The following is a 2,052-nucleotide window of genomic DNA, read 5'->3' as shown; positions in this document are numbered from 1 at the left end:
GAGCAAAGCGAGATTTACATGACTTGCATCATGCTGAGGAGATTAAACGAATTTGGAAGGAAAGTTCAGGTCGGTATGGTGTACGTAAAGTCTGGCAAAAACTGAAACGTGAAGGCTATATTATTGCGCGCTGTACTGTTGCTCGATTAATGCAAAAGCTAGGTATAAAAGGTGTTTGGCGTGGTAAGAACAAACAAACCACCCGTAGCCGAGATGATCAAAAACGAGCGGATGACTTGGTAAAACGTAATTTTACTGCTGATCATCCTGACCAACTGTGGGTGAGTGACTTTACGTATATTCAAACAAATTCAGGCTGGGTTTATACTGCATTTATTATTGATGTGTTCTCACGAGCAATTGTTGGATGGAAAGTATCGACACGGATGAATACAGATATGGTGCTCGATGCATTGGAGCAAGCATTTAGGGCGGCAGAGGGGGCTGGAACGCTGAGTGCGCCCATGCCGCATTGCGAAGCAAAAGATAATCGGATAAAATGTAGCAATTCATATTCGTAAGCGTGGAGTAATCAGATGGGAAATTCCAAGTCAGCAGACAAGTAAGCCGCAACAACCAGTATTGTTGTTGCGGCGCTCTGTAAGGCTAGTCTCATCTGATTGCTGACGAGCAGACGTCGCCCGGTATTCCTTAATCGAGGGTTGATTCGTCATGACCACCACACGCCCCGCGTGGGCCTATACGCTGCCGGCAGCACTGCTGCTGATGGCTCCTTTCGACATCCTCGCTTCACTGGCGATGGATATTTATCTCCCTGTCGTTCCAGCGATGCCCGGCATCCTGAACACGACGCCCGCTATGATCCAACTCACGTTGAGCCTCTATATGGTGATGCTCGGCGTGGGCCAGGTGATTTTTGGTCCGCTCTCAGACAGAATCGGGCGACGGCCAATTCTACTTGCGGGCGCAACGGCTTTCGTCATTGCGTCTCTGGGAGCAGCTTGGTCTTCAACTGCACCGGCCTTTGTCGCTTTCCGTCTACTTCAAGCAGTGGGCGCGTCGGCCATGCTGGTGGCGACGTTCGCGACGGTTCGCGACGTTTATGCCAACCGTCCTGAGGGTGTCGTCATCTACGGCCTTTTCAGTTCGATGCTGGCGTTCGTGCCTGCGCTCGGCCCTATCGCCGGAGTATTGATCGGCGAGTTCTTGGGATGGCAGGCGATATTCATTACTTTGGCTATACTGGCGATGCTCGCACTCCTAAATGCGGGTTTCAGGTGGCACGAAACCCGCCCTCTGGATCAAGTCAAGACGCGCCGATCTGTCTTGCCGATCTTCGCGAGTCCGGCTTTTTGGGTTTACACTGTCGGCTTTAGCGCCGGTATGGGCACCTACTTCGTCTTCTTCTCGACGGCTCCCCGTGTGCTCATAGGCCAAGCGGAATATTCCGAGATCGGATTCAGCTTTGCCTTCGCCACTGTCGCGCTTGTAATGATCGTGACAACCCGTTTCGCGAAGTCCTTTGTCGCCAGATGGGGCATCGCAGGATGCGTGGCGCGTGGGATGGCGTTGCTTGTTTGCGGAGCGGTCCTGTTGGGGATCGGCGAACTTTACGGCTCGCCGTCATTCCTCACCTTCATCCTACCGATGTGGGTTGTCGCGGTCGGTATTGTCTTCACGGTGTCCGTTACCGCGAACGGCGCTTTGGCAGAGTTCGACGACATCGCGGGATCAGCGGTCGCGTTCTACTTCTGCGTTCAAAGCCTGATAGTCAGCATTGTCGGGACATTGGCGGTGGCACTTTTAAACGGTGACACAGCGTGGCCCGTGATCTGTTACGCCACGGCGATGGCGGTACTGGTTTCGTTGGGGCTGGTGCTCCTTCGGCTCCGTGGGGCTGCCACCGAGAAGTCGCCAGTCGTCTAACCGACGACTGGTAGCAGGCCCGCTCCGATGCGGCGCACTAACCATCGAAACCTCGTGAATGTCGGTATCCTGTCTGGCAGGATACCGCTCATTTCCCTTGTTCAGTTCATCGCCGTCGCCGAGCATCTGAATTTTCGGCATGCGGCCAAGGCACTTGGTATCAGC

General features: G+C 53.8%; 2 protein-coding genes and 1 pseudogene. All 3 read left to right on the top strand.

All coding sequences use genetic code 11. The features are described from left to right. A pseudogene (locus FTT87_RS15730) lies at positions 1-425 on the top strand (IS3 family transposase); the annotation flags it as partial. Between the two features lie 247 nt (positions 426-672). Beyond that, a complete protein-coding gene (gene floR / locus FTT87_RS15725) occupies positions 673-1,887 on the top strand; it encodes a chloramphenicol/florfenicol efflux MFS transporter FloR (protein ID WP_000214122.1) in 1,215 nt (404 codons plus the stop codon). 27 nt (positions 1,888-1,914) lie between these two features. Continuing rightward, positions 1,915-2,052, top strand: a 138-nt coding sequence (locus FTT87_RS16135; protein ID WP_257222279.1) for a LysR family transcriptional regulator, incomplete at its 3' end; no start/stop codon positions are given.

It is taken from the genome of Acinetobacter sp. YH01022 (assembly GCF_013420235.1).
Taxonomy (GTDB): Bacteria; Pseudomonadota; Gammaproteobacteria; order Pseudomonadales; family Moraxellaceae; genus Acinetobacter.
This window is presented reverse-complemented; position numbering and strand designations above follow the sequence as displayed.

What these genes read in the sequence shown, in the direction of transcription:
- floR (WP_000214122.1), top strand. Translation starts at nt 673, where the DNA reads ATGACCACCACACGCCCCGCGTGGGCCTATACGCTGCCGGCAGCACTG.